Genomic DNA, 20,602 nt, shown 5'->3' with positions numbered 1-20,602 from the left:
GGGAGGTTACATCATGAAAATGAACAAGGTTGCGAGCGCCGGAATGGCAGCGGTTATGCTGATGTCGCTCCTCGCGGGCTGCGCGAAAAAAGAAGAAGCGCCAAGCGGAACGAACGCCGGCGGCGGTGCGGCTGGAGGCAAAACCGTAACGCTGAAAATGTTCCAATTCAAGGTCGAAATTGCGGAACCGCTTGCCAAGCTGGCGGCCGAATACGAGAAGCAAAACCCGGGCGTCAAGATCCAAATCGATACGGTTGGCGGCGGCGCAGACTACGGCGCGGCGCTGATGGCGAAGTTCAACTCCGGGGACAAGCCGGACATTTTCAACAACGGCGGCTTCTCCGATTTGGACAAGTGGATCGAGCATTTGGAAGACCTGTCCGACCAGCCTTGGGTGAAGGATCTGGTGCCGGTCTCCAAAGAGCCGATGACCAAAGACGGCAAGCTGTACGGCCAGCCGCTTAACCTGGAAGGCTACGGCTTCCTGTATAACAAAGACTTGTTTGCCCAAGCCGGCATCACCGAGCTGCCGAAAACGTTGGCGCAGCTTGAAGACGCGGCGAAGAAGCTGCAAGCCAAAGGCACTACGCCGTTCGTGAACGGATACGCCGAATGGTGGGTGCTCGGCAACCACTTCGTGAACCTGCCGTTCGCTTATCAGAAAGACCCGAACGCGTTCATCGACGGCCTGAACAAAGGCACGGCGAAAATTCCGGGCGACCCGGTGTTCGACAATTGGGTGAAGCTGTTCGATCTGCAGCTCCAGTACGGCAACAAAAACCCGCTGCAAACCGACTATAAAACGCAAGTAACCGAGTTCGCTACCGGCAAAGCAGCGATGACGCAGCAGGGCAACTGGACGCAATTGCAGCTGACGCAAACGAACCCGAACCTGAAGGTCGGCTTCCTGCCGATGCCGATTTCCGACGATCCAGCAGCCAACGACAAGCTGCCGGTCGGCGTGCCGAACAACTGGGTCATCAATAAAAATTCTCCGAACAAAGAAGAAGCGAAGAAGTTCCTGAACTGGCTCGTGACTTCGGATATGGGCAAAAAGTACATGGTGGAAGAATTCAAATTCATCCCGGCCTTCACTAACATTCAAGGCGACGAGAAAATTCTTGGACCATTGGCTGCCGATCTGATGAAATACAGCAAAGAAAACAAAACGCTGAGCTGGAACTGGTTTAAATTCCCGGGCGGCGAAGCGTCCAGCAAAAAGTTTGCTTCCACGATGCAGGCGTATGTCGCGAAGCAAAAAACGAAGGATCAAATGCTGACGGAATTCCAGCAAACTTGGGAAAGCTTGAAGAAATAAGATGGTTAAAAAATCAAGGCATCTGCCCTGGCGGGTGGTGCCTTGATTTTTTGTGCTTTGGCGGAATGTCTGGCGCTATATTTCGGCGCGGTAATTATTGCCCAGGCGATCGCCGAGCCCGAAGTAATGGCGGAAGTTATAGATCAGCGGGTTCCAGCGGGAAGGGTCAATATGATCGCTTTCCGCCTTCTTCACGATGTCCGGGAGAGCATGGATTTGCACCGCTTCGGTTTCGACGATGGCAAACATCGGCGCATAGTCCGGGAACGTAATCTTCTTGACGGTGCATTCGATTTGCAGTGGGCAATCTGCGATTCGCTGCGGTTTAACGGACAGCGAAGCGGCTGGCGTAAGCCCGGCGGCGGTGAATTTATCCGGCTCGTAGCGGTAACCCATCTGCACTTTGTAGTCCGGCACCGGATGTTTTCCGGTGAGCGAGCCCAGCTTTTCGACTTGCTGCCACATCGCGGCGTCGGGAACGTTGACGACCAGCTCCGGTGTCCGCTGCAGGTTGTCGATGCCTTGGCCGCCAAAGCCCATGCCGAGCACCAGATATCGTCCGAGCGCCCAAGACGAAGAAAGGGGACTGATGTTGGTCGTCCCGTCTTCGTTCAGCGTCGTAGCGAGAATAACGGGCATGCCGTAGTATAAAATTTTTGGCTGAATGTTCAAATGGCTTGCTTCCGTAGGGGATACTTTCGTATTCATGCTTCATTACCTCCGATGGTTGTCATTGTCCGATAGGAAATTCAGGATAACTGCTCCTAACTCATTGTAAATCATGGACGTTTCCATTATCATCGAAATGTGGAATGCAATGAAAAGGAGGCTTACGATGAGCCTGAATCGGAATGTATCATCCATCGCTTCGCTGATTAGCGACCCGTCCCGGGCGGCTATCCTGCTGCATCTGCTGGACGGCCGCTGCCATCCGGCCGGGGATCTGGCAGCCGCTGCAGGAATTACGCCGCAAACCGCCAGTTTTCATTTGGCCAAAATGGCGGAGCTTGGAATTGTAACGGTAGAAAAGCATGGCCGGCACCGATATTACCGGATCGCGCAGGCGAGCGATGCGGAAATGATCGAGCAGTTTCTTTCGTTTGCCGGGCCGGCGCCTGTCGTTTCGTTGAGGCAATCGGACCAAATGAAAAAGCTGCGTCACGCCCGGATGTGCTACGACCATTTGGCAGGGGAAGCTGCGGTTCGCATCACGGAATCGCTGCAAAGAGCAGGGCATTTGCAGAAAGACGGGCTGCAGCTTCACGTTACGGCTTCCGGCGAACGTTTTTTTGCGGAGTTTGGCTTGGACTTGCCGCAGCTTCGCAAGAAGCGGCGGGCTTTCTCCCGCTGCTGTCTCGATTGGACGGAACGCGAGCACCATCTGGCCGGCGCACTCGGGCAGGGGCTGACCGAGCGGATGTTTGCGATGGATTGGTTTCGCCGGGAGGAGCAAAGCCGGGCCGTGCGAATCACGCAGGAAGGAATGCAAGGCATGGCGGAGCGATTTGGAATTCAGCTGGATTAAACCGGCGGCTAGTGCAGCGGTGCATCTTACCGACAAGGGACGGGGAAACGGCTAATAACGGGAGGTTGACCGGGGCCTCCTTCCGCTGCTGGCGAAAAATGACCGTATACGCTTGCAATCGCGCTTGTTTGCGGTTTCACAAACGGCTCCTCCCGCTGATACAATGATCGTAAAATCGATGTGGAGCGAACGGAGGCATTGGCGCCTCCTGTTTGCCGGGAGAGGCGGTCCAGGCTCGGATGGGGTTACGACTCGGAGAAGCAGTCAGGCATTGGGCGGAGTCGCGGAAGATGGCGGTACCGGAAGAAAAGAGGCTATCGGCCGAGGCCGTCGCTTCGCTCTTTATTCATTTTTGCTTTCAGTTCGGAGCTTCGATGTCGGGTGTCTTTTTGACGCTGTACTTGTGGCGGCTGACCCACAGCCTCGAAATTAATGGAGTATACTTTGCGATTAACTATGCGGTGGCTCCGCTGGCATTCGCACTCGGCGGCTGGATGATCAAGCGGAAGGACCGCATGGTGACGTACCGGCTGGGGATTGCGATGATTGCGCTGTTTTATTTGTCCGTTGTCTTCTCCGGGGAACTGGTGGCTCAATATTATGTGCTCTTTGCCGTGTTGAACGGCATCGCGAGTTCGTTTTACTGGGTAGGTTATCTGACCTTGATGTATGACGTTACGACGGACCGGAACCGTATCCGGTTTCTCGCGATCAATATGATAACGTTTACGCTCGGCGGGCTGATCGGACCGGCTTTGGCCGGATTTCTCATTCGGCAATTCGAGGGCTTGCAGGGCTACACGATCGTTTTCGGCATCTCGTTCCTCATGTTTTTGCTGGCGGCGCTCGGCAGCTTCAAGATCCCGATGAAAGCTTCGCATCATAAAGCGTATTATCTGAAATATGTCGGTCTGCTGATGCGCAAAAACCGGGATTGGACCTATTCGCTAATCGCCTTTTTGGTTATGGGTCTGTTTCAGGGGCTGATGCTGTTTTTGCCGAATATTTTGCTTTTCCAGATCGTCGGCCGGGAAGATTTGGTCGGCTACCTGGGGGTACTGTACGCCAGTCTCGGCATCGGCACGGGGATGTTCATTTCCCGTTACGGCACCGAATCCAAGGCCAGGGCCTTTATGTTCATCTCAACCATAGGGTTCGTGATCGGCACGGCGTTCATTTTGTGGAAATTGACGTTGGGCACCGTTATCGCTTTTATGATCATTTATTCCATCTGCGCGCCGCTGCAGGGCAACACGATTACTTCGTACTATTACCGCCTCATCGGCGTGCTGCCGCTCAAGGGTCAACTTCGCGTCGAGTCGGTCGTGATGCGCGAGACGTTCTTGAATGCGGGCCGCGTCGTATCGATCGGCCTGCTTGTGTGGCTTACAAGCGCCGCAGGCAGCGAGGTGCTTCCCTGGGTGCTGGCGGCAACGGCAGCGCTGCAAATCGGGCTGGTCTGGCTGCTGAGCCGACGAGCGGAGGAAGAGTCGCCGCTGGGCGAGGCTCCGACGGTGCGTGGTCCCGGCTCGGAGAGCGGCTCCCGCACCGGTATGAAAGCTTCCTCTTGATTGAAGAGGAAGCTTTTTTGTGCCGCTTAGGAAACGGATGGAATGGAATCAAGGACCGTGGGGGGATGCTAACGGTAACGAATAACGAAGGGGCGTATATCATGTACGATTGCATCGTCGTCGGCGGGGGCATCGCCGGCTTGCAGGCGGCCATTCAGCTTGGACGGTACCGGCATCGCGTGCTGGTGATCGATAAAGGACGAGGGCGCTCAACGCTGTGCCGCAGCTACCACAATGTGCTCGGTTGGCCTGATGGAGTATCGGGCCAAGAGCTCCGCCATCTCGGACGACAGCATGCCGAGCGGCTCGGGGTGGAATTTCGCCGTGATGAGGCGGTGGCGGCTGCAAGGAATGGCCGCGGATTTCAGATCGCGCTTGCCGATGGGGGCGGAGCTGTCCACACCGAGACGCTGCTTGCGGCAACCGGTGTACTGGACCGCTTCCCGCCCTTACCCGGGCTGGAACAACGCCTTGGGATCAGCGTGTACGTGTGCCCAGACTGCGACGGCTACGAGGTCGTCGGGAAGCGGACCGTTGTGATGGGATCGGGCGATACGGGAGCGGGAATGGCGCTTGCCCTGCGCTATTGGACGGATCGGATCGTATACGTTAATCACGAACGGCAAGCGGTGGGTAGCGGGCATGCGGACAAGTTGAAGGAAGCGGACATACCGCATGTTGAAGCGGAAATCACCGAGGTGCTCGGCGGGCCGGATGCCCGGTTCGACGGGGTACGCTTGTCGGATGGCCGGACGATCGAGGGAGAGCGCGGCTTTATCGCTTTTGGAGGCAATGAAGTGCACACCGGATGGACGTCGGCGCTTGGCGTCGAGCGGTTGGAAAACCGTCATATCGTCACCGATCCGCGCACCAAGATGACGAACGTTCCCGGCGTCTGGGCTGCAGGAGATATCGGAGTGCACTCGGAGCAGGTCACGATCGCGATGGGCGAGGGCTCGCAGGCGGCGATTTGGATTCATAAAGAACTTTTAAAGAGGAAAACGAATACCGCGGTCTTCGTTTAAGTTGCACCGCAGGTTAAAAGGACCAAAGCCTTTTCCGTTTAGGGGATCGCTTTGGTCCTTTGCGTTTGTTTCCCGATCACAGAAGGGGGAAGTCAAGATTTGGGTGGCTCCAACAGCCGCTTCCATGCTTTCATCGACGCTTCTCCGTTGACGAACAGCCGTTTCAGCTTGAGCGGGTCCTGATCGGACGACGCCCACCCCTGATCGATGGTGAATGCATACCGGAATTTATTCTCTTTTAAAATATTTAAGGTCGTACGGTTGGACTCGCCATACGGATAACAAAAAATATCGGCCGTCGTGCCGAGCTGTTCCTCGATAAACCGCCTGGATTCGGTAATTTCATACGCTTGCTTCTTGGTGCTCAGCTTCGGTAAGTGCGGATGGCTCATACTGTGAGGCTGAATGTCCCAACCGGCCTCTTTCATCGCTTTGACCTGCTCCCAATCCAAATAATAACCGTCGCCTACAAACCCCGGGACCATGAATAATGTCGCGTTGAATTTCAACTTTTTGAGCAGCGGATAAGCGTGTTCGTAGTTGTCCGCATAGCCGTCGTCAAATGTGAGCAGGATCGGCTTTTCCGGCGGCTTTTCTTTGCCTTCGAGGATATCGGTGAATTGCTGAAGTGTGAGCGTCGTGTAGCCTTCGTCAGCCAAGTAGCGCATCTGCTCCTCGAATTTGTCCGGAGCGATGGTCGCCCGGTTGCCGGGATCGACGGTAATGCTGTGGTAATTGAGCACGGGGATGCGAATGGAAGAAGCGGCTTGCGCGGGCGATGATAGGACAGTGGGGAAAAGTGATAACATGCACGTAAGCATAGCAAGACTGAACGCGAAGAGAGCCCGAACGAACGGTTTCATAGCGCACGTCCTTTCTGCACGGTAGTCTATCACTCTATACATACCCGCTGCCCGAACGATTTATGCATTTTGCAGGACTGGGACTTGCGGAGCTTCGGCGATATCCGATTCCGCGGCCGGCAAGTAAGCCTCTACGACATGAGCAAAAGTTTGCAGCTCCGCTTCTCCCTGCGGGGTGAGCTTGTATACGCCGCGGGATACGCGTTCGAACCACAGGTATACGTTCTTCCGAAGCATGCCTGCGGCTTGGGCATTGCCCGTCAGGTCGCGCAGCTGTTTGGGGCTCATGGGGCCATGGGTGCGCAGCAGCGCCGCGAGATGAAGCGATTTTTCGCGGTAAGCGGTGACGAGCTTTCGCTTGGTGCTGCCGCCTACGTTATAATCGGCGCGGCGTTCCTGAAACTCCTGCATCAGCTTGCCGGCTGCATATTTGTTATGTCTGGGCATTTTGAGCGGCATCGCGAGCCCGGACCCGTCCGGCGGGTGACATTCGACCTCGACCCGCGGCTTGCGCGTTTTATAGAATTGCACGGCGATCATGCCGAGGCCAAGCATGCCGCATAGTCTGCGAAGCTCCGGCCAGCTGGCGCCGTGCGGCGCGCGTCCTTTGGCCGGCCGCTCGAAAGCGACGTATACGAAGCGGCTGATCCGCAGACGGTCGATCGCTTGCAGCAGGAGCGGGATCGAGAAGCTTTTTTTCAATTCGACGATGACCGGAGGTTCCTCCCCGCGGATGGCGACCAAATCGCAATGACGTACCTCGCCGCGCACCGTGTAACCGAGCTGCTCCAAATAGGCTTTAACGGGGGGGTACAGCTCCGTTTCACTTTTGATAGCCAAGGGGCCGCGCCTCCTTTTTTCTTGGGGTGATAGGGTAGTGTAATTATACCATACCTTGGGAGGGGAGGACTTGAAAAGAGAAAGGCGTTTTAACACGAAAATGCAATTTTTATAGTGCGAAAGTCTAATGAAATGGTATTGTTTTGTCGATATATACAGGAGAAAATTACTAGTTTTTTTGTATTGAATGGATTATACGTATTTCATTTCAAAAAATAAAAGAAACAAGGTGAGCATGTTGACTCGAGAAAATCATTACCAGAAGCTTTTAAGAATATTGCAAGCCACTATGGTTTTATACCCTCAGTTTGCTCCATATGTAAATGCAGGCTCTATGGATCTCACTGGGAGTGAAAAGAGAGTAGTAAAAGAAGAGTCAGTATATGACAGCTTGGAAAAGTATCGTTATCCTGTTTATAACCCGAATATTTCCTATCAACTAAATAAAATTAAATTGAGCGATTTGTCTGGACCTCCGTTGGTATTGCCCAGTGGTGGTATGATCTATACGACGTGGGACCCGGCGGCGCAGCGTTTTGTGAACAACGATTCGGACGCGGGAGTATACTTCACGGATACGGATCCGTTGACGTACTCAATTGTGAGACAGCCGGAAGGGTTTTCAGTAAGCATCATAAGCGGAAGCATCGTACATTTGAGCGGAAATCCGACGCGGAAGAACGATTCGTTTACGGTGAGGGCGACAGACCCGAGCGGGCTGTATGCGGATTTGACGGAAGTGCTAAACTTTGCGCCGCAAAGCTGGTTGAGTCACAATCTGGTAACATTTGACCCGAACAGAGGTGCGTTCGTAACCAGCGCCATCGATCTGGGAAGTATATTTTATGATGCAAACGGGGACTGGCTGGACTATTCGATGGTTCAGGGGCCATCTGTGAGCAGCGGGATGACGGCGAGCATCAGCGGCAGGATGCTGTATCTGGGCGGTACGCCGACGTCACCGGCAACGTTCCGGGTGAAGGCGACCGATACGTACGGTGCATCTACGGAAGGGAGCTTCGGGCTGAATTTTGCACCCAAAGCGCTGCACCAGCCGGCGGTTTCTTTATCCGGTACTTTCACACAGGTTGATCTGAGAAACTATTTTAGCGACGCAGATCAGGACGAAATGACGTTCTACTACGGCAGGACATATCCATGGTCGAGCACGCTGAGTGCCTCGATAAGCGGAACGATGCTGCTGCTGTCGGGGATGGCGCAGGAGCCCTCTTACGTGATCGTGTACGCTACGGATGGACACTATTTCTCTATAGTCAATACGGTAAATGTGCAACAAACTGGCGGAGTCCCGCAAGTATTGCCGAGCGGCGGTATGGTGTACACGACATGGGACCCGGCGGGGCAGCGGTTTGTGAATAACGATGCGGATGCAGGGGCGTACTTCACGGATACGGATCCGTTGACGTACTCAATTGTGAGACAGCCGGATGGGTTTTCAGCGAGCATCGTAAGCGGAAGCATCGTACATTTGAGCGGAAATCCGACGAGGAAGAACGACTCGTTTACGGTGCGGGCGACAGACCCGAGCGGGCTATATGCGGATTTGACGGAAGTGCTAAACTTTGCGCCGCAAAGCTGGTCGAGTCACAATCTGGTAACATTTGACCCGAACAGAGGTGCGTTCGTAACCAGCGCAATCGATCTGGGAAGTATATTTTATGATGCAAACGGGGACTGGCTGGACTATTCGATGGTTCAGGGGCCATCTGTGAGTAGCGGGATGACGGCGAGCATCAGCGGCAGCATGCTGTATCTGGGCGGTACGCCGACGTCACCGGCAACGTTCCGGGTGAAGGCGACCGATACACACGGTGCATCTACGGAAGGGAGCTTCGGCCTGAATTTTGCACCCAAAGCGCTGCACCAGCCGGCGGTTTCTTTATCCGGTGCGCTAACGCAGGTTGATCTGAGGAACTATTTTAGCGACGCAGATCAGGACGAAATGACGTTCTACTACGGCAGGACATATCCGTGGTCGAGCACGCTGAGCGCCTCGATAAGCGGAACGATGCTGCTGCTGTCGGGGATAGCGCAGGAGCCATCCTACGTGATCGTTTATGCTACGGATGGACACTACATGTCTATAGTCAATACGGTGAATGTGCAACAAACTGGTGGAATCCCGCAAGTGCTGCCGAGCGGCGGCATCGTGTATACAACGTGGGACCCGACGGGGCAGCGGTTTGTGAATAACGATGCGGATGCAGGGGCGTACTTCACGGATACGGATCCGTTGACGTACTCAATTGTGAGACAGCCGGATGGGTTTTCAGCGAGCATCGTAAGCGGAAGCATCGTACATTTGAGCGGGAATCCGACGCGGAAGAACGACTCGTTTACGGTGCGGGCGACAGACCCGAGCGGGCTGTATGCGGATTTGACGGAAGTGTTGAACTTCGCACCGCAAAGCTGGTCGAGCCACAATCTGGTCACGTACGACCCGAACAGCGGGGCATTCGCCTCCAGCGCTATCCAGTTAGGGAATATATTCTATGATGCTAACGGGGACGGACTGAGCTACGCGATAACTGAAGCGCCGTCGGCCGGTAGTGGAATGTCGGCGAGCATCGCCAACAACATGTTGTATGTAGGCGGCACGCCGACGTCACCGGCGACGTTCCGGGTAAGAGCGACAGATACGCACGGAGCATCAGCGGAAGAAAGCTTCAGTTTAAACTTTGCACCTAAGGCATTGTCGCAACCTGCGGTTTCATTGTCCGGTGTACTGACGCAGGTTGACTTGAGAAACTATTTTAACGATGCAGATCACGACGAGCTAACGTTCTCCTACGGTTGGAAATACCCGTGGTCGAGCACGCTGAGCGCCTCGATAAGCGGAACGATGCTGTTACTGTCGGGGATGGCGCAAGAGCCGGGTTATGTAATCGTGCATGCGACAGACGGACACGGCACGTACGTATCCAATACGGTGAGCATAGGGAGCAGCAGCCAAAACATGGCTCCCCAAGCATTGTCTCAGCCAGCCGTTTCCTTAACGGGCGGATTGACGCAAATTGACTTGCGGAACTACTTTATCGATGCGAATCAGGACGTATTGACGTATGTTTACGGCTCGACGTATCCGTGGTCGAACACGCTCAGCGCTTCGATAAGCGGATCGCTGCTGCTGTTGTCAGGGACTGCTCAGGAAACGACCCAAATCGTCATCCACGCAACGGATGGTTACAGCGGTTATGTAACCAACACAGTAACGATAAACGCTCAACATTAAACTTTTTATAATGAACGAAATCGGCCAATCGGACGGTTGGCCGATATTTTTTGAAATAGAAAGGTCGGTTCTATGCATCCGCGTCATGAGATGATAACTCATTTGTTAAAACAACAACGATATCAAGAAGCGGAAGCCCATGCCATCGAGCACGTCCGTTTATTTCCCATAGACGGGCAAGGGTGGGTTCTATTGGGAGAGGCGTTATTGCATCAACAGAACGGTGAAATGGCACGCCTTATGTTTGAGAGGGCGCATCTTTTGGACCCCGAAGCCACTTGGATGCCAATGGCGTATCAAGAACTGCAGAAAACCCCTGCAGGGGCGCTAGAGCAAGATATCTTCGACTTGCTGCAAACAAAACCGGTCAGCGTATCGGCAGCTATTATTGTCAAAAATGAGGAGCGCTGCATTAAGCGCTGCCTCGATAGCATCATCGGGGTGTTTGACGAGATCGTTGTTGTAGATTCCGGTTCGACAGATCAAACGTTATCGATCCTAACGGATTACCCAACCGTCAAAGTTCATCAAACGGTATGGAACGATAGCTTCTCGCAATTGCGCAATGAGGCGCTTGCCCATGTCACCTCCGATTGGGTATTTTGGCTGGATGCGGACGAGTGGCTTCATCCCGAAGATCAGGAAAATATTCGAACGGCGGCGGCACTTTACTCTGGTTTAGGTCATATTATCCCGGTGCTTCATGTCGGATTGATCAACCAAGTAAATGGTACGGAGGTATGCGATTATTCCGTACCCCGTTTATTCCCGGCAGGGCGGGGGCTTTATTACAGTGGAAGAATCCATGAACAAATCGCTACGCAGGAAGAAGGAATATTTACTTCCAATGTACTGCATAAACCGACCAAGATCAGAGTGTTCCATGACGGCTATGAAGCCTTTGTTAAAGAGGATAAAGATAAGTTTAACCGCAATATTCATCTCCTTCGTCTGATGACCCAAGAAGAGCCTGAAAACTCGGGCTGGTGGTATTTTTTGGGGAGAGAGACGATGTCCCTGGGAGATTACGATAGCGCATTGGACTATCTGAGAAAATCCGAGGAGTATGCCCGGACCAATCCCAAATTTGGCCGAATGCCAGAAGTTTATATGATGATGACCCGAATACTGGCATCGCGCAACGAATGGGAGCAGGCCGAAGAATGCTGCCGTAAGGCGTTGAAGCTCCACCCTGACTTTCCCGATGCCCGTTACGCGCTCGCGGAAATGCAGATGAGAAAAGCCCGGTTGTTGCTTCAAGAGGCCGAAGGACACATAGGAGCAGCTGTTGAAGGCTTTGGAACTTACCGGGGGACTGTGACTGCGGACCGCGATATTCTTGCATGGAAAGCTGATGTATTAAAGGCTGATTTATTGGTTCACTCCGGGAAAATAGCAGAAGCCGGGTTCCTGTTAAAAAAAGTGAGGCAAAGACATCCCCAAATTACGGTCCTGTCCAACAAACTGGCCTTCTTTGATCTACAGCGAAGATTGCTTGATCAATACAACCAGCAAAGATGAAAACAGACGGAGGCGAGCATTCATGTTTTTGAGTAAGAGGATCGTTATTCAAGTGCTCCTGATTTTGTCCCTGGCGACTGCTTTACCCGTTTCGGCTTTTGCCGATACAGCGCCGAATAGCAGTGCAGCCAAGGGGACTGTAACCGGGGGTGTGACGGACCGTAGCGGGAAGCCCATACCGAATGCAGCCGTGGTTGCTTTGGATAGCCGCGGCCAAACGGTTGCGCAGGATACCACCAAGCCAGACGGCAATTACCGTCTGAACGTTGTGCCTGGAACGTATACGATTGAAGCCATTTACGAAACCGAGGGTTCCAACAGTTCCGTTACTGTTGGTTCGGATCAAACCAAGAATGCTAACTTTTCGTTGAATACACTGCTGATTAGCGGTGTTGTCGCGATAAGCGGCTCCAACGGTCCGCTGCCTTCCGGAGCAAAAGTGAGACTGATCGACGAGAATACAGGCTTTATGTATAATGAGGCTTCCGTTTCGCCGGACGAAGCATTTGCGGTCCCGATCAATGAAGGCTCTTATACCGTAGCGGCATATTCATCTCAAGGCGAACCGTATTACGGTTCCGTATCGGGCCTTACTACGGACTCGTCCAAGTCTCCTCTTACGATCAATCTTAACCCGGCCGGCAAAGTCAGCGGTACGGTTCAATCCACATCCGGATTAAAAACAAAGTTCAAAGTAAAAGCCCTTAATCAGCAGGGAATGATTTTGAACGAAACACGGGCAGATGAGAACGGTCTTTATACACTTGCAGTTCCTACAGGCCGAATAACCATCGTTGCAGCCGCAGAAAATGAAAAAGGCACACAAGCTAGTGCTGAAGCGACCATTGTGCCCGGCCCAACGACAGTGAATCTGACGATTATGAATTCCGGTTTTAAGGTGAGTCTGGCCAATGCGCCAACTGATGCAACCGGTCGTGTTCGCGTTTTCGATTTGCTCGGCAACGCCTATGCTCCAGATGTCGAACCTTCGTCTCCCAACGGTACTTATGCATTTTCATTACCACCTGGGACTTATATTGTCAAAGCTAGCGCTGGGGCGTACGCTGGGGTTAGTCAGCCCGTAACTCTTGCACCCGGCAAAAATGAGTCTGTAGCGATTACGTTGGGAAATGCCGGTACGCTATCGGGCAAAATATCTTATCCCAATAGCCGACCGCAGGCAAGCTTTGAGGACATTTCAATCACTGTGCAAGATAAAAACGGGCAAGTTGTTGATAAGCTGGCACCGCTTCATGATGGCAGCTATGAGACTATGTTGCCTGTAGGAAATTATCGGATTACTGCGGCTGCGGGAGATTCGATAGCGGTAAGAGAGAACTTGAGCATTTTGGAAGGACAGATAAGCACGTATGATCCGACGATAAATCCGACGGAAATCAACGGTAAAGTGACCGAAGCAGACGGAACGATGATACGATATGCGACAATTGTTGCTCTGTCTCAAGACGGCAGCTCTTATTCTTTCACGACATCGAAGGAAGACGGGACGTACTCGCTAAAGGTTCCGCCCGGAAGCTATACATTAAAAACAATGCATTACCATAAAGTGGCGCTAAACAAAAATATTAGCGTCTCCCGAGGCTCAAGCGTTGCGGTAAATCCTGTATTAGGCGCGGCCGGCATATTCAATGGGTATATATCCAATGGCAAAACAAACGTAGGTGGAGCTTCGGCTATCGTACTCGATCAGACTGGAACGCCTGTCGATCGTATCGCCACTCACGCGGATACAGGTTTCTTTTCCTTGATGCTTCCAGTCGGCCAATATACCCTTGATAGTAAATCTTTTGACGGTAATCATACACCGACAGCGATTACCGTTGCCGCAGAACAAACGTTACATCAGAATTTGACAACGCAAGCCGGGAAAATTGGTGGCACCATCTTCGCTGCCGACGGCAAAACACCACTGGGTGGGGTCATCGTCCGTGCGAGTAATGAAGCTCATTCCAATTATACAAAAACAAACGGCGACGGCACGTTTGTCTTGTTTGTTCCTGCCGGAACTTATACGTTGACAGCGGAAAAAAGCAATTTGGGTAGTATCACGAAAAACGTAGCCGTCAGCAAGGAAAAGGATGCATTCGTCCAAGCATCATTGCAATCAAACGGTGTTGTGGCGGGGAGAATTACGAACGGGTCTAACTCTGCAGCACAAGCATGGGTTAAAGTCTACGATTCTGCAGACGGCTTGCTGCTTGAGAAAATACAAACAGGGCAGGACGGGGCCTTTTCCATCACGTTGCCTGCCGGAACTTACGTCTTCAAAGCGGAGTCGGCCGGATTCGTTTCTGTTGAAACTCTCGTAACGGCAATGGCAGACAAGATCGTAGTTAACGATATGACGCTTTATACCCCAAGCGGTAATTCATCGGATAGTGGGACGTCAAGCTCTGGCCAAGGTACCGCCGGATCTGCAGGCGGGTCGCAACCATCGCCGAAACCGAACGCGGCAGAAGTCGTTTTGTATTCCGGCAAAGACGGAATTGTTGCCAAAGAGACCAATAGCTTTGGACAAACGGTAAGTAAAATATCAATAGACAAGGACAAATTAGCCGCAGCTTTGCAAACGGCCAACTCGGTCATCGTTCAAATCGATCATGCCGACGATTTGACTAAAGTCGAGCTTCCGGCGGAGTCATTCCAAAATCCGGACAAAGTTCAAGCCGGCGCCTTGATCACGTTACGCACAGATGCGATGGAATACAAGCTGCCGGTTCACGTATTACGTACTTGGACCCAGTCCTTGACAACGATGCAAAACATCAAAATTACCGTGGCTATCGAGAAGCTGCCATCAAATATGAACGGGAAGATTATCAAGACAAATCAACTGACCAGCGCGTTGCTTCCCAATCCTCTGGATTTCAAAATTACGGCCGAAGGCAGCAACGGTTTATCGCAGGAGCTAGTGAATTTCGGGGCTGTTTATGTGGAGCGTAAAGTAATTGTTCCCGGCACCGATCCCAATTGGGATCATGTTACAGCCGTTACGATTGATCCGGTTACCCATGAAGCAACCTTTATTCCTTCCTATATCGAAAAAGGAGAGAATGGTTCTACAGTTAAAATTTTTTCGACTCATAATAGCATTTATACCGTAGTTACGGCACATCATACCTTTGATGACATTGTCGGACACTGGGCGGAATCGGACATCCAGCGGCTGGCGTCGAAGTTTATTGTAAAGGGTATGACCGACAAGCTCTACGAGCCCGATAAAAAAATAACGCGCGCGGAATTTACTTCGCTGCTTGTCCGTTCGCTAGGCCTGCTGGAAGATCCAGGCTATGCGACCTTTAATGACATTCAGTCAAAAGATTGGTACGCCGGCTCGGTCGGTGCTGCAGTAAAAGCGGGTCTTGTGAACGGATTCGAGAACGGGGCGTTCGAACCGAAGGGCAGCATAACCCGCGAACAGATGGCTGTCATGATCAACAGAGCGCTTAAGGCAGCGGGAAGCGATTCGTTCTCCAACGAAGCTGACATGCAGATAAACAAATTCAAGGACCGCGAAGCCATTAGCGAGTGGTCAGCTGCTTCCGTTGAACAAGTCGTTCGAACGGGGATCATTGAAGGAATGACCGACACGACGTTCGAGCCTTCTTTGGATTCGACGCGAGCTCAAGTCGCAGCGGTGCTTAAGCGATTCTTGCAATACGTAAAATTCACTAACTAATGTGTATTGAGATTTAATCACGTTTATCGGTAAAGCGTCCCTAACTTGGAGATAGGGACGTTTTTTACCGAGAATGATCGATCAACCTTGTTGCTTGCCGTTTTTGTGATTTTGAACTCATACCGCAGTTTTGAGCTAAAACGCTTGCAGTACGTCGGACATTTGTGTAACAATACATGGTAAAGTGTTCAGGGATGGAGATCGGGGGCTTTATGGAACAAGAGAAGCTAAAAAAAATGATCGAGGCCGCCAAGCTTTACTATTTGCTGGATTACAGCCAACAGGATATTGCTAACAAGCTGGAGGTTTCCCGGCCGACCGTCTCCCGTCTGCTGCAGCAGGCGAAAGAGGAAGGAATTGTCGAGATTCGCATTTCGGACCCGACCGAGGACCGCAAAATCTTGAGCGAGCAGTTGGAAGAGAAGTTCGGGCTGAAGCGGGCGCTGGTCGCGTCCATCCCGTTGTTCGAGGATCATGTGATCAAGCAGTATTTGGGCAAGCTAACGGCGGACTACTTGAGGGAAATCGTTCAGGACGGCGACATTATCGGTACCATTTGGGGGACGACCATCTATCAGGTGGCGACGCATCTGGAGCACAAAGCGCTGAAGGACGTCCGAATCGTCCAGCTGAAGGGTGGCGTCAGCCATTCCGAGAAGAAGACATATGCCTCGGAAACGCTTCATTTGTTCGGGATGGCGTTCGATGCGACGCCTTATCAGCTGCCGCTGCCGGCCATCGTCGACCACGTCGTGGTGAAACAGGCGATTGAGGCGGACCGCCACATCCGGAAGCTGCTTGACATGGGGAAGCAGGCGAACATTGCTTTGTTCACGGTTGGTGTGCCTCGGACGGATTCGCTGCTGTTCCAGCTCGGCTATTTCACGGAGCAGGATATGCAGCTGATCGCCGATCATGCGGTAGGGGATATTGCTTCCCGGTTCTTCGATAAAAACGGTGCTATTTGCAATGAGACGCTGAATGCACGCACGATCGGGATTGAGCTGCACGAGCTCAAGACAAAAGACCAGTCCATTCTCATCGCAGGCGGTTTGAAAAAGGTCGAAGGCATCCGCGGCGCATTGAAAGCACAGTACGCGAATGTGCTGGTAACGGATCAGTACACGGCCAAAATATTATTGGAGCAAGAAGGATAACGCAATTGATCAGATTCGGCATCCCGCTAAAGGGGTAAGGAACCATCCGGGCGCAAGCTTGGATGGTTTCTTTTTTGCCTAATTCAAGAACGAATGTGAATGATGAACCATACAAATGATCGGAAAATTAGGAGCTTTGAAACCGGAATCAAGAAAGCTAACAATAGGAAACGCAAGTTATTCCACAGTTTGTTCAAAATTGCTTTGTTAGAAAGAACAAAAGTTCAATAATATATTTACATTTGTTCAAACGCTTGTTATAGTTAAATTGTAACGAAGCCGCTTCGAAACAACATCCTATTTAAAGCACATAAAAACTTGATGGCAAAGGAAATGCTAAAATGACAGCATCGTACAGACCCGTTGTTTAATCTTAGTGTCCGATGTTGAAGCTTTTTTGCATTCGTTGCTAGCGCTTTCACTCAACAATTGATTTCTCTTTAAAGTGCCAAATTAGACGAGGCTGGAGGAATTCCGATGAAATTTTTATTTGTAGTAGCCGGATTGCTGCTGGTGTTTGCGGTGGGATATTTGTTCAGCAACAACCGGAAAGGAATCCGCAGCAGACCGATTCTGGCTATGCTCGTTACGCAAATTGTGCTGAGCTTTATCATATTGAATACGAAGATCGGTCTGGAGCTGATCACGTTCGTCTCCCGATTGTTCAGCAAGCTGATGGAATTCGGGGTAGGCGGCGTCAACTTCGTATTCGGCGGCTTGGAAAATCAGGGCGCTTCGACCTTTTTTATCAATGTGCTGCTGCCGATCATCTTTATCTCGATTCTGATCGGCATTCTGAACTATGTGAAGGTGCTGCCGTTCGTCATCAAATATGTAGGGCTGGCGCTTAGCAAATTGAACGGCATGGGCCGGCTGGAAAACTATGTGGCGGTTTCCGCCGCGCTGCTTGGTCAATCGGAAGTGTTTCTGACAACGAAGAAGCAGCTCAACCAGGTCACGAAGCAGCGATTGTACACACTTTGCACATCGGCGATGAGCGCGGTCAGTATCTCGATCGTGGGAGCATATATGACGATGCTTGAACCGAAGTACGTCGTGGTCGCCATCGTGCTGAACATTTTTTCGGCGCTGATTGTCGCCAACATTATTAACCCGTACAAGCTTGATCCGGAGGAAGAAAAAGCGACGGTAGTAGCCGATGAGGAGCATGGGCCGAAGGAATCGTTCTTCCAGATGATCAGCGAAAGCATTATGGACGGCTTCAAAGTGGCGATTATCGTGGGCGCGATGCTGATCGGTTTTATCGCTTTGATGAATATGATCAACTACGTATTCGAGCTGATCTTCCACATTTCGTTCCAATCGGTACTGGGCTATATTTTCGCACCGGTCGCGTTCCTGATGGGCATTCCATGGAGCGAAGCCGTACCGGCGGGAGGCATCATGGCAACGAAGCTTGTGACCAACGAATTCGTTGCGATGCTCAGCTTCAAAGACATCGCTTCGGGATTGTCGCCCCGTACGGTCGGAATCGTCTCGGTATTCCTGGTCAGCTTTGCGAACTTCAGCTCTATCGGCATTATTACCGGCGCGGTGAAAGCGCTGAACGACAAACGGGGAGACGAGGCCGCACAGTTCGGTTTGAAGCTGCTGCTCGGCTCGACGCTGGCCTCGATTTTGTCGGCCACGCTCATCGGGCTGTTCCTATAAAACATCGATTACTATACTAAACACGGGGAGACGAGAAACATGAGAATGGTTGATTTGATTGCCCGCAAGCGTGACGGTCACAAGCTTAGCAAGACGGAAATTGATTTCATCGTGCAAGGCTATACGAACGGAACGATCCCAGACTACCAGATGTCCTCGTTTCTGATGGCGGCCTTCTTCCGCGGCATGACTCCGATGGAGACGGCGAATATGACGATGGCGATGGTGGCGTCGGGAGATACGATCGATCTGTCCGCTATCGAAGGCGTCAAAGTGGACAAGCACAGCACCGGGGGCGTCGGCGATACGACGACGATCGTTCTTGCGCCGCTCGTTGCCGCAGTCGGAGTTCCCGTAGCGAAGCTGTCCGGGCGCGGACTCGGCCATACCGGGGGAACGGTGGACAAGTTCGAAGCGATTCCGGGATTCCAGGCTGAAATCAGCAGCGAACAGTTTATCAAGCAAGTGAACGAAGTGAAAGTTGCGGTGACTGGGCCGACCGGAAACCTGACCCCGGCGGACAAAAAGATTTACGCGCTTCGCGATGTGACCGGGACGGTCAATTCGATCCCGCTGATGGCCAGCTCGATTATGAGTAAAAAGATCGCCTCCGGTTCGGATGCTATCGTACTGGATGTCAAAGTAGGCGCCGGTGCGTTCATGAAAGATTTGGACAGCGCCAAGGAGCTTGCGAAGGCCATGGTGGACATCGGCAACAACGTGGGACGCAACACGATGGCAGTCATTTCCGATATGAATCAGCCGCTCGGCTTTGCGATCGGCAATGCGCTCGAAGTGAAGGAAGCGATCGATACGCTGCGCGGGGAAGGTCCCGAAGATTTGCACGAACTATGCTTGACGCTCGGCAGTCATATGGTATATTTGGCAAAGCAGGCTTCTAGCGTGAGCGAAGCGCGGAGCAAGCTGGAGGAAGCGATTTCCAGCGGCCGGGCCTTGGAGACGTTTAAAGCATTCATTGCCGCGCAGGGCGGAGACGCGTCGATCGTAGACGACCCGTCCAAGCTGCCGGCTGCCGCATACCGTATCGAGGTGAAGGCGAAGGAAGCGGGCTATGTCTCGGAGATCGTTGCCGACAGCATCGGCACCGCGGCGATGATCTTGGGCGCGGGACGCGCAACGAAGGAATCCGAGATCGATCTGAGCGTTGGCCTGATGCTGCACAAAAAAATCGGCGACGAAGTGAAGCCCGGGGATACGCTTGTTACCATTCACAGCAATCGCGAAACGGTGGATGACGTGATTGAGAGCATCTACGAATCGTACACCATCGCCTCCGGCAAAGTGGAACGTCCGGTTCTGGTGCACGCGGAAATTCATTAAGCTTAGTTTCGAGGGTTGAAAAACGAACGGAGGAGTAAGCAGATGACAAACAACGAAATCGCCCGATTAATCGACCATACCTTATTAAAAGCCGATGCCAGCCGTGAGGCGGTGATCCGGTTGGCGGAGGAAGCGAAGCAGTACCGTTTCGCCTCGGTGTGCGTCAATCCGGCACAAGTGAAGACAGCTTATGAAGTGCTGAAGGACACGCCCGACGTGAAGGTGTGTACGGTCATCGGGTTTCCGCTGGGAGCGACCATGCCGGAAGTGAAGGCGTTCGAAGTCCGGGAAGCTATCGCTGCCGGAGCGACGGAAGTTGACATGGTAATCAATATCGGAGCGCTCAAGGACAAGCAGGACGATCTGGTGGAACAGGACATCCGGGCCGTCGTCGAAGCGGCTAAAGGCAAGGCGCTGACGAAGGTCATCATCGAAACCTGCCTCTTGACCGACGAAGAAAAGGTGCGGGCATGCCGTTTGGCGGTGAAGGCTGGCGCAGATTTCGTGAAAACGTCGACGGGCTTTTCGACTGGCGGAGCTACGGCAGAGGATATCGCGCTGATGCGCAAAACGGTTGGCCCGGACATCGGAGTGAAAGCGTCCGGCGGCGTGCGCAGCCTGGAGGATGTTAAAGCGATGATCGAAGCGGGGGCTACCCGGATCGGCTCCAGCTCCGGCGTATCGATCGTCAAAGGCGAGCAGTCGAACAGCGCGTACTAATTGAAATTCAACGAAGCGTGCCTCAAAAACGTCCACGACGACATTTATTTAGACTCCAAGGACCTTCCCTTTCGGGAGGTCCTCTTCACCATGCGGC

14 protein-coding genes are annotated in these 20,602 nt (G+C 52.6%); 11 read left to right on the top strand and 3 right to left on the bottom strand.

Annotated features, from left to right (window positions below; all coding sequences use genetic code 11):
• The first annotated feature begins 19 nt into the window (after positions 1 to 19).
• Complete coding sequence (locus tag QMG93_RS11900) at positions 20 to 1,318, top strand: extracellular solute-binding protein (RefSeq protein ID WP_413789289.1); 1,299 nt, start codon at positions 20 to 22, stop codon at positions 1,316 to 1,318.
• A 75-nt stretch (positions 1,319 to 1,393) separates the two neighbouring features.
• On the opposite strand, the gene QMG93_RS11895 is transcribed toward QMG93_RS11900, so the two are convergent.
• Positions 1,394 to 2,026: a flavin reductase family protein gene (locus QMG93_RS11895; RefSeq protein WP_281936634.1), complete on the bottom strand. Its 633-nt coding sequence runs from the start codon at positions 2,024 to 2,026 to the stop codon at positions 1,394 to 1,396.
• Between the two features lie 127 nt (positions 2,027 to 2,153).
• Between QMG93_RS11895 and QMG93_RS11890 the strand changes: the two genes are divergently transcribed.
• From QMG93_RS11890 to QMG93_RS11880, 3 genes are all read left to right on the top strand, one after another.
• On the top strand, positions 2,154 to 2,843 hold the full coding sequence (locus tag QMG93_RS11890) for an ArsR/SmtB family transcription factor (protein WP_281936632.1): 690 nt from the start codon (positions 2,154 to 2,156) through the stop codon (positions 2,841 to 2,843).
• Between the two features lie 239 nt (positions 2,844 to 3,082).
• Positions 3,083 to 4,414 carry an MFS transporter gene (locus tag QMG93_RS11885; RefSeq protein WP_281936630.1) on the top strand — a complete coding sequence of 444 codons (1,332 nt, stop codon included), beginning with the start codon at positions 3,083 to 3,085 and terminating at the stop codon, positions 4,412 to 4,414.
• A 101-nt stretch (positions 4,415 to 4,515) separates the two neighbouring features.
• On the top strand, positions 4,516 to 5,439 hold the full coding sequence (locus QMG93_RS11880; protein WP_281936830.1) for an NAD(P)/FAD-dependent oxidoreductase: 924 nt from the start codon (positions 4,516 to 4,518) through the stop codon (positions 5,437 to 5,439).
• Between the two features lie 92 nt (positions 5,440 to 5,531).
• Here QMG93_RS11880 and QMG93_RS11875 read toward each other — a convergent pair whose 3' ends face one another.
• Together QMG93_RS11875 and QMG93_RS11870 are read right to left on the bottom strand one after the other, a co-directional pair.
• Complete coding sequence (locus QMG93_RS11875; protein ID WP_281936628.1) at positions 5,532 to 6,302, bottom strand: polysaccharide deacetylase family protein; 771 nt, start codon at positions 6,300 to 6,302, stop codon at positions 5,532 to 5,534.
• 60 nt (positions 6,303 to 6,362) lie between these two features.
• Positions 6,363 to 7,142 carry a DUF2161 domain-containing phosphodiesterase gene (locus QMG93_RS11870; RefSeq protein ID WP_281936626.1) on the bottom strand — a complete coding sequence of 260 codons (780 nt, stop codon included), beginning with the start codon at positions 7,140 to 7,142 and terminating at the stop codon, positions 6,363 to 6,365.
• Between the two features lie 499 nt (positions 7,143 to 7,641).
• Between QMG93_RS11870 and QMG93_RS11865 the strand changes: the two genes are divergently transcribed.
• From QMG93_RS11865 to deoC, 7 genes are all read left to right on the top strand, one after another.
• Positions 7,642 to 10,395 carry a hypothetical protein gene (locus QMG93_RS11865; RefSeq protein WP_281936624.1) on the top strand — a complete coding sequence of 918 codons (2,754 nt, stop codon included), beginning with the start codon at positions 7,642 to 7,644 and terminating at the stop codon, positions 10,393 to 10,395.
• A gap of 102 nt (positions 10,396 to 10,497) precedes the next feature.
• Positions 10,498 to 11,916: a glycosyltransferase gene (locus QMG93_RS11860; protein WP_281936622.1), complete on the top strand. Its 1,419-nt coding sequence runs from the start codon at positions 10,498 to 10,500 to the stop codon at positions 11,914 to 11,916.
• 22 nt (positions 11,917 to 11,938) lie between these two features.
• Positions 11,939 to 15,616, top strand: a complete 3,678-nt coding sequence (locus tag QMG93_RS11855; protein ID WP_281936620.1) for a carboxypeptidase regulatory-like domain-containing protein — start codon at positions 11,939 to 11,941, stop codon at positions 15,614 to 15,616.
• Positions 15,617 to 15,828: 212 nt separating this feature from the next.
• Positions 15,829 to 16,773 (top strand): sugar-binding transcriptional regulator, encoded by a 945-nt coding sequence (locus QMG93_RS11850; protein WP_010496337.1) that lies wholly within the window; start codon positions 15,829 to 15,831, stop codon positions 16,771 to 16,773.
• 477 nt (positions 16,774 to 17,250) lie between these two features.
• Positions 17,251 to 18,444 carry a NupC/NupG family nucleoside CNT transporter gene (locus QMG93_RS11845; RefSeq protein WP_281936616.1) on the top strand — a complete coding sequence of 398 codons (1,194 nt, stop codon included), beginning with the start codon at positions 17,251 to 17,253 and terminating at the stop codon, positions 18,442 to 18,444.
• A gap of 39 nt (positions 18,445 to 18,483) precedes the next feature.
• On the top strand, positions 18,484 to 19,785 hold the full coding sequence (locus QMG93_RS11840; RefSeq protein ID WP_281936614.1) for a pyrimidine-nucleoside phosphorylase: 1,302 nt from the start codon (positions 18,484 to 18,486) through the stop codon (positions 19,783 to 19,785).
• A 42-nt stretch (positions 19,786 to 19,827) separates the two neighbouring features.
• The gene (gene deoC, locus QMG93_RS11835; protein WP_281936612.1) at positions 19,828 to 20,505 is read left to right on the top strand and encodes a deoxyribose-phosphate aldolase; all 678 of its coding nucleotides are present in this window, start codon (positions 19,828 to 19,830) and stop codon (positions 20,503 to 20,505) included.
• The last annotated feature ends 97 nt before the right edge of the window (positions 20,506 to 20,602 follow it).

The organism is Paenibacillus tyrphae (genome assembly GCF_027925525.1).
Lineage (GTDB): Bacteria > Bacillota > Bacilli > Paenibacillales > NBRC-103111 > Paenibacillus_G > Paenibacillus_G tyrfis_B.
This window is presented reverse-complemented; position numbering and strand designations above follow the sequence as displayed.